Source organism: Leptospira chreensis (assembly GCF_016919165.1).
Lineage (GTDB): Bacteria > Spirochaetota > Leptospiria > Leptospirales > Leptospiraceae > Leptospira_A > Leptospira_A chreensis.
In genome coordinates this window covers 1-1,492 of the sequence record NZ_JAFFPS010000049.1, presented here as the reverse complement: position 1 = coordinate 1,492, position 1,492 = coordinate 1, and the positions used below count along the sequence as shown (strand labels likewise).

The following is a 1,492-nucleotide window of genomic DNA, read 5'->3' as shown; positions in this document are numbered from 1 at the left end:
ATCGGTTCGAGACACAGTTTTAAAAACATACTTCTCGGGATTTTGTAAAACCAATTGGAAATGCTGTGGTGTTCCCATCCAATAGGTTGGTGCCATAGGGAGGATTAAATCTTCACCTAAATAAAAACGGCATAGATCGGAATAGAACGGTAAAAGAGCACGGTTTTCTAAAAACCCAGTTCCGATTGGATTGGCAATTTTTACATTCCCAGATCTAACCGATTCCAAAAGCCCGGGAACACCTAAGAGTGAATCTCCTCTAAGTTCGAGTGGATCCATAAAATCATCATCCACCCTGCGTAAAATCAAATCGATCTGTTGTAAACCTTCCACGGTTTTCATATAAACTTTGTTTTTTCTAACGGTTAAATCTTCCCCTTGCACAAGGGTATAACCAAGATAACCAGCAAGGTAGGCATGTTCAAAATAAGTTTCGTTGGATGGGCCGGGAGTTAATAATACAATCACAGGTTCTCGACCACTAACACCCGCAAGTTGAGTTAAAGATTTCCGAAGGGATCTAAAATAAACAGCAACACGATGAACCATTGCATCGCGGTACATACTTGGAAAAATTCGAGAGAGTACAATTCGATTTTCGAGTGAATAACCAGAACCTGATGGGGCTTGGACTCGATCATTTAAAACATAAAAATTTCCATCGGCAGCTCGAATCAAATCACAAACAAAAAATAAAAGAGCGGGATTCCTTGCAAGAAAGTGATTGGAGTCATACATACCATCACAAGCGCGAAGGAAAGATGTTTCGTTAAAAAGTATTTCTGGAGGAATTTTTTTTTCGTGTAACAGTCGTCTTTTGGAATAAACATCTCTGACAAGTGCATCTAATAAATCTGCTCGTTGGTTGAGACCTCTTTCTAACAGACGCCATTCTTCACTTTCCATAACCAAAGGAAATAAATCTAAATCCCATGGTCTTTCCTTTGCTTCTGGTGAGTCCGTTTGGTATAAGTTGTATGTGACTCCATTCTCTCTAAGAATTCGATCCGTATCACGTCTTCGATTCACAAGCTCTGCAGGTCCAAGTTCTTGGAAGGATTTGACTAAGAACTTATATTTGTTTCGAATTTGACCATCCGCATCATAGAGTTCATCATAAACCCCTGGAATCGTTTTGTAATTACCGATTAAATGATAAGGATCTTGGGTCATCATCTATTTGAATGTTACCATCCTAAGATCCAATGTTGATGGGAAGGCTTTATTTTCCAATCGGACCGGTGGTAAACTCTTTCCAACCTTATGGCCATGGGTCCAAAAACGCGAAATCCGTCTAGATTCAGCTTCATACCCATTGATAGGAATGGTTTGATAAGACAATCCTCCTGGATGGGATACATGGTAAGTACATCCGCCAAGTGCTCTATGATTCCAAGTGTCGTAAACATCGAATACCAAAGATTGTTGTGCAGGTAGATGTGGATGTAAAGTAAAAACAGGGGTCCAGGCTTTGAATCGCACTCCAGCCACA

2 protein-coding genes are annotated in these 1,492 nt (G+C 40.1%); both read right to left on the bottom strand.

Going from position 1 to position 1,492, the window contains the following annotated elements; all coding sequences use genetic code 11:
* Positions 1–1,176: circularly permuted type 2 ATP-grasp protein (locus tag JWG41_RS13900; protein ID WP_205270532.1), on the bottom strand; the 1,176-nt coding region annotated here is incomplete at its 3' end.
* Positions 1,177–1,492: transglutaminase family protein (locus tag JWG41_RS13895; RefSeq protein ID WP_205270531.1), on the bottom strand; the 316-nt coding region annotated here is incomplete at its 5' end.